Below are 6,000 nucleotides of genomic sequence, written 5' to 3'. Positions count from 1 at the left end.
GCTCGATGGTGGCGCTGCGTGCCCCCATCCCGGCCTTCCCCCAGAGGGGGAAGGAGAAAGACAAGGAGACGGAGACCGTGGAAACACTTGCATCAGGCACGGCGCAGCCCGACTACCAGTCGCTGCGCTTCGACTACCGCCGCCACGCGGACCAGGACGCCGCATCGCCGGCCCGCCATCCCGTCGTGGTCGTCGGCGCGGGCCCGGTGGGCCTCGCGCTCGCGATCGACCTCGCGCAACGGCACATCCCGGTGGTGCTGCTCGACAACGACTGCACGCTCTCGACCGGCTCGCGCGCCATCTGCTTTGCCAAGCGCACGCTGGAAGTCTTCGACCGCCTCGGCTGCGCCGACCGCATGGTGGCCAAGGGCGTCTCGTGGAAGGTCGGCAGGGTGTTCTTCCGCGACGAGCAGGTCTATGACTTCGACCTGCTGCCGGAGGCCGGGCACGAGCGGCCGGCCTTCATCAACCTGCAGCAGTACTACGTCGAGGGCTACTTGTCCGAGCGCGCGGCCGAACTGCCGCTGATCGACCTGCGTTGGAACAACAAGGTGGTCGGCGTCGAGCAGGCCGCGGACCACGCCCTGCTGACCATCGAGACGCCCCAAGGCAACTACCAGATCGCCGGCGACTATGTCGCCGCCTGCGACGGCTCACGCTCCAACCTGCGGCAGTTGCTAGGGCAGGAAGCGAAGGGCCGCGTGTTCCGCGACCGCTTCCTGATCGCCGACGTGACCATGGACGCCGACCTGCCGACCGAGCGTCGCTTCTGGTTCGATCCGTCCTTCCATCCTGGCCAGAGCGTGCTCCTGCACAAGCAGGCCGACGGCATGTGGCGCGTCGACTTCCAGCTCGGCTGGGACGCCGATCCGGTGGAAGAGCGCAAGCACGAGAACATCATTCCGCGCGTGCGGGCCTTGCTCGACAGCATCGGCCACGAGGAGGTGCAGTTCAAGATCGGCTGGGCCAGCGTCTACACCTTTGCCTGCCAGCGCATGGAACACTTCCGCCACGGGCGCGTGCTGTTCGCGGGTGACTCGGCGCACGGCGTGTCGCCCTTCGGCGCACGCGGCGCGAACTCCGGCGTGCAGGATGCCGACAACCTCGCGTGGAAACTCGCCGCCGTGCTCCGGCACGAAGCGCCCGACGCGCTGCTCGACAGCTACGCGAGCGAACGTGAATACGCGGCCGACGAGAACATCCGCCACTCGACCCGCGCCACCGACTTCATCACGCCCAAGAGCGAAGTCAGCCGCCTCTTCCGCGACGCGGTGCTCGAACTCTCCAAGCGCCACGCTTTCGCGCGCGCCCTGGTGAACAGCGGCCGCTTGTCGATCCCGAGCACGCTGCATGGCTCTTCGCTGAACACGGCCGATGTCGATGCCTTCGCCGGCCCGGTGGTGCCCGGCGCACCGGCCACCGACGCGCCGGTCATGCGCGACGACGGCAGCGCCGGCTGGCTGCTGCGCGAACTCTGCGCGGCGCCATCCGAAGGCAGGACGTGCTTCACCGCCGCAGTCTTCGGCGAAGGCGGTGCCGCGGAGCGCAGCCTGCGCGCGCTGGCACAAGCCGACGTGCCGCTGCACATCGTGCGTGTCGCCGCCACCGGCGAGGGCGAGCTCGCCGCGAAGCGCTACGACGCGCAGCCCGGCACCGTCTACCTGCTGCGCCCCGACCAGCACGTGTGCGCGCGCTGGCGGAATCCCACCCCCGAAGCCGTGCGCGCGGCGCGCGACCGTGCGCTGGCAAAGGCATGAAGCGATGGACCTGATCACCACCCCCAACCTCGACGCGCCCGACGATTTCTACGAGGCGCTGATCGAAGCGCACCAGGGCCTGTCGACCGAAGAGAGCCACGCCTTCAACGCGCGCCTGGTGCTCGTGCTGGCCAACCACATCGGCACGACCGCTGTGCTGCGCCAGGCTTTCGAGGCCGCCGCGCCATCCCGCTGAAATCCAAGAGAGAGGACACCATGACGAATGCATCCGCCGATCTCCGCTACCAGAGCGGCTTCGGCAACGAGTACGCCACCGAGGCCGTCCCCGGCGCCTTGCCGCAGGGCCGCAACAGCCCGCAGCGCGCGCCCTTCGACCTGTATCCGGAACTGATCTCGGGCACCGCCTTCACCGCGCCGCGCCACGAGAACCGACGCACCTGGATGTACCGGCGCCAGCCCTCGGTGGTGTCCGGCCGCTACAAGGCCTATGCGCAGGCAAACTGGAAGACCGGCGCCGATCGCGAGATCGCGCTGCCGCCCGAGCCGCTGCGCTGGGCGCCGATTCCGCTGGACAACGCCGACGTCGATTTCATCGATGGCGTCCATACGCTGGCCGCCAACGGTGATGCCGAGGCGCAGACCGGCGTCGCTGCGCACGTCTATCTTGCGAGCCGGTCGATGGAGCGCCGCGCAGTGGTCAATGCCGACGGCGAGATGCTCTTCGTGCCGCAGCAGGGCCGGCTGGTGATCACCACCGAGATGGGTGTGCTCGAAGTCAAGCCCGGCGAGATCGCGCTGGTGCCGCGCGGCGTGGTGTTCAAGGTTGCCTTGCCCGACGGTCTGTCCCGCGGCTACCTCTGCGAGAACTACGGCGCGCAGTTTCGTCTGCCGGAGTTGGGTCCGATCGGTTCCAACGGCCTGGCCAACTCGCGCGACTTCCAGGCCCCGGTGGCAGCACTCGAGGATGCGAGCGTCGGCTACGAGCTGGTCAAGAAGGCGAGCGGACGCTTCTGGTCGGCGCCAACGAAGCATTCGCCCTTCAACGTCGTCGCATGGCACGGCAACCTGTCGCCGGTGAAGTACGACACGGCGCATTTCATGACCATCGGCTCGATCAGCTTCGACCATCCGGACCCGTCGATCTTCACCGTGCTCACCTCGCCGAGCGACACGCCCGGCACGGCCAACTGCGACTTCGTGATCTTTCCGCCGCGCTGGCTGGTGATGGAAGACACCTTCCGTCCGCCCTGGTACCACCGCAACCTCATGAGCGAATTCATGGGGCTGGTCTACGGCGAATACGACGCCAAGCCCGGCGGCTTCAAGCCCGGGGGCGCGAGCCTGCACAACTGCATGGTGCCGCACGGCCCGGACGAGGAAGCCTTCGACAAAGCGAGCCACAGCGACCTCAAGCCGCAAAAGCTCGACAACACGCTGGCCTTCATGTTCGAGAGCCGCTACCGCTTCATCCCCACCGAGTTCGCGATGCAAAGCCCCGCGCTCGACGACAACTATGCCGACTGCTGGGCCGGCCTCAAAGACAAATACAAGCCATGAACACATTGAACGCAACCCACGACCCCAAGCTGCGCAGTTGGGTGGCCTCGGCCAACGAAGCTGGCAACGACTTCCCGATCCAGAACCTGCCATTCGGCCGCTTCAGGCCCGCCGGAAGCAGCGAAGCCTTCCGCATCGGTGTCGCCATCGGTGATCAGGTGCTTGACCTGAAGGCCACGGGGCTCATCGATACCGACGACATGAACGTGCTGCTGGCGCAGAACACCGCCGAATGGCGAGCGCTGCGTGCCGCCATCTCTGAAGGCTTGCGCGAAGGCAGCGCCCAGCAGGCGGCCTGGAGCAAGGCCCTGTTCGCACAGTCAGCCGTCGACCTGACCGTCCCCTGCCGCATCGGCGACTACACCGACTTCTACACCGGCATCCACCACGCCACCACCGTCGGCAAGCTCTTCCGCCCGGACCAGCCGCTGATGCCCAACTACAAGTGGGTGCCGATCGGCTACCACGGTCGCGCATCGTCGATCGCCGCAAGCGGCCAGCGCTTCAAGCGCCCCCAGGGCCAGACCAAGGCGCCAGATGCCGAATCGCCGAGCTTCGGGCCTTCGAAGCGGCTGGACTACGAGCTGGAGCTGGGCTTCGTCGTCGGGCAGGGCAATGCGCTCGGCGAGCCGATCGCGATCGGCGATGCCGAACAGCACCTGTTCGGCGTGACGCTGCTCAACGACTGGTCGGCGCGCGACCTGCAGGCCTGGGAGTACCAGCCGCTCGGCCCCTTCCTGTCGAAGAACTTCGCGAGCACGCTGTCGCCCTGGATCGTGACGATGGAGGCGCTCGCGCCTTTCAGGGCGAAGTTCGAGCGCCCGGCCGGTGACCCCCAGCCTCTGCCCTACCTCGATTCGCCCGCCAACCGCGAAGCCGGCGCGCTCGACACCACCCTCGAAGTCTGGCTGCAGACCGCGAAGATGCGCGAAGCCGGCGAGGGCGCCGTGCGCCTCACGCGCGGCAACACCACGCAGGCGGCCTACTGGACGGCCGCGCAGCTGGTCACGCACCACACCGTGAACGGCTGCAACCTGCAACCGGGCGACCTGCTCGGCTCCGGCACGCTGTCGGGCCCGAAGGCGGACGAAGCCGGCTCGCTGCTCGAACTCACGATGGGCGGCAAGCAGCCGATCACTTTGCCCAACGGCGAGCGCCGCACCTTTCTGGAAGACGGCGACACCCTGAGCCTGCGCGGCTACTGCGAGCGCGACGGGGCGGTGCGCATCGGGCTGGGCGAAGTCAGCGGGACGGTCCTGCCCGCTGCCTGAGGAAGCGCGGCTCGCCAGGTCGCATTGCTTTTTGTTCCCCGTTCAGCCGGCGGCGGCCGCCCGGGAAGCTTCCAGGTGCGCCCGCGCCCGTTCGGCCAGCGCCATTTCACCCGGCGTGCCGGGCGTGAAGCTGTCGACGGGCAGCGTGCGCCCGTGCGAATCGACCGAGACGAAGACGACCAGGCACTCGGTGGTCTTCTGCATCTCGCCGCCCTTCATGTCGCCGCTGCGCACCTCGACCGAGATGTTCATGCTGCTGTTGCCCGTGTAGGCCAGCCGCGCCTCGACCTCGACCAGGTCGCCAATCATGATCGGGCGGTGGAAACGGATGCTGCCGATGAAGACGGTCACGCAATAGCGCTTGGACCAGCTGGTCGCGCAGGCGTAGCCGGCTTCGTCGATCCACTTCATGACGGTGCCGCCGTGGACCTTGCCGCCGAAGTTGACGGTGCTGGGTTCCGCAAGGAAGCGCAATGTGATCGAAGACATGAGATGCCTGGGCGATGAGTTGATCGGTGGGGCGCCCGTGCCAATTATGCGAGCGCCGCGCCAGTCTTTGGCCCAAAGAGTTGCGACACCGTGCGCCGCAGCCACGCGTTGCCTGCGTCCGCGTGGAAGCGCTCGTGCCAGTGCTGCTTGACGGCGTAGGGCGGCAGCGCGAAGGGCGGGTCGAGCAGCCGGACCGGCTCCTGCGTCACCAGCACCTCCCCGAGGATGCGCGGCACGATCACGATCATCTCGGTATGCGCCACGATCCGTGCCACGCTCAGGAAGCTGGACAGCCGCGCCACCACGTTGCGCTCCAGCCCCAGCCGGGTAATCGTCTTGTCGACGATGGTGTGGCCCGTGCCGGAGGACGAGATCACCGCGTGCGCCTCGGCCTCGAAGCGCTTGCGCGTCAGGCGTGCGCCGATGCGTGGATGGTTCCGCGCCACCAGGCAGACGAAGTTCTGCATGAACAGCGTCTGCTGATAGAAGCCCGCGTCGAGCTGCGGCATGAAGCCCACCGCCAGGTCGACCTCTCCGTCCTCCAGGCGGCGCCCGCTTTCGGTGGAGATGATCTCGGTCTCGATGTGCACGCCCGGGGCGACGCGCCGGAGGTGGTCCAGCAAGGCCGGCAGCAGCACCACTTCGCTGATGTCGGTCATGCAGATGCGGAAGTTGCGCCTCGCGTCGCCCGGATCGAAGGCGCTTCGGCTGCCGCGCGCCTGGTCGAGCTGCGAGAGCACCTCGCGCACGTGGACGACCAGCCGCTGGGCGTAGGGCGTGGGCTGCATGCCTTGCGCCGTGCGCGCGAAGAGCCGGTCGTCGAAGTGCGCACGCAGCTTGTTCAGCATGGTGCTGGCCGCCGCCTGCGCCATGCCCAGGCGGTCGGCGGCCTTCGAGACGCTGCCGGTCTTGTAGACCTCGTCGAACACGGCGAGCCATTCGAGATCGAGCTTGGACATCGGATT

At 67.8% G+C, this 6,000-nt stretch carries 6 protein-coding genes; 4 read left to right on the top strand and 2 right to left on the bottom strand.

Features of this window, described 5'->3' with window-relative positions:
- Positions 1-77 precede the first annotated feature (77 nt).
- Genes AC1D3B_RS33150 through fahA form a run of 4 tightly spaced genes read left to right on the top strand, consistent with a single transcriptional unit; the run spans position 78 to position 4,546 of the window.
- The gene (locus AC1D3B_RS33150) at positions 78-1,757 is read left to right on the top strand and encodes an FAD-dependent oxidoreductase (RefSeq protein WP_478194924.1); all 1,680 of its coding nucleotides are present in this window, start codon (positions 78-80) and stop codon (positions 1,755-1,757) included.
- 4 nt (positions 1,758-1,761) lie between these two features.
- Positions 1,762-1,953: a DUF2783 domain-containing protein gene (locus AC1D3B_RS33145; RefSeq protein WP_478194923.1), complete on the top strand. Its 192-nt coding sequence runs from the start codon at positions 1,762-1,764 to the stop codon at positions 1,951-1,953.
- A 20-nt stretch (positions 1,954-1,973) separates the two neighbouring features.
- Positions 1,974-3,275, top strand: coding sequence for a homogentisate 1,2-dioxygenase (gene hmgA / locus AC1D3B_RS33140; RefSeq protein WP_478194922.1), 1,302 nt, complete (start codon positions 1,974-1,976; stop codon positions 3,273-3,275).
- The gene (gene fahA / locus AC1D3B_RS33135; RefSeq protein ID WP_478194921.1) at positions 3,272-4,546 is read left to right on the top strand and encodes a fumarylacetoacetase; all 1,275 of its coding nucleotides are present in this window, start codon (positions 3,272-3,274) and stop codon (positions 4,544-4,546) included. Before hmgA ends, fahA begins: the two co-directional genes overlap by 4 nt.
- 42 nt (positions 4,547-4,588) lie before the next feature.
- Here the strand turns inward: fahA and AC1D3B_RS33130 are convergent, their stop codons facing one another.
- Both AC1D3B_RS33130 and AC1D3B_RS33125 read right to left on the bottom strand, forming a co-directional pair.
- Entirely contained in the window at positions 4,589-5,035 is a 447-nt protein-coding gene (locus AC1D3B_RS33130) for an acyl-CoA thioesterase (RefSeq protein WP_478194920.1), read from the bottom strand.
- Between the two features lie 44 nt (positions 5,036-5,079).
- Positions 5,080-5,994 carry a LysR family transcriptional regulator gene (locus tag AC1D3B_RS33125; protein ID WP_478194919.1) on the bottom strand — a complete coding sequence of 305 codons (915 nt, stop codon included), beginning with the start codon at positions 5,992-5,994 and terminating at the stop codon, positions 5,080-5,082.
- Positions 5,995-6,000 lie beyond the last annotated feature (6 nt).

The organism is Variovorax sp. P5_A3, from assembly GCF_056400665.1.
Note: the sequence above shows the minus strand (reverse complement) of the source record. Positions and strands in the feature narration are given on the sequence as shown.

Bases quoted from the DNA above. Each gene is read 5' to 3' on its own strand.
- AC1D3B_RS33125 (WP_478194919.1), bottom strand. From the start codon at position 5,994: ATGTCCAAGCTCGATCTCGAATGGCTCGCCGTGTTCGACGAGGTCTAC.
- AC1D3B_RS33130 (WP_478194920.1), bottom strand. From the start codon at position 5,035: ATGTCTTCGATCACATTGCGCTTCCTTGCGGAACCCAGCACCGTCAAC.
- fahA (WP_478194921.1), top strand. From the start codon at position 3,272: ATGAACACATTGAACGCAACCCACGACCCCAAGCTGCGCAGTTGGGTG.
- AC1D3B_RS33145 (WP_478194923.1), top strand. From the start codon at position 1,762: ATGGACCTGATCACCACCCCCAACCTCGACGCGCCCGACGATTTCTAC.
- hmgA (WP_478194922.1), top strand. From the start codon at position 1,974: ATGACGAATGCATCCGCCGATCTCCGCTACCAGAGCGGCTTCGGCAAC.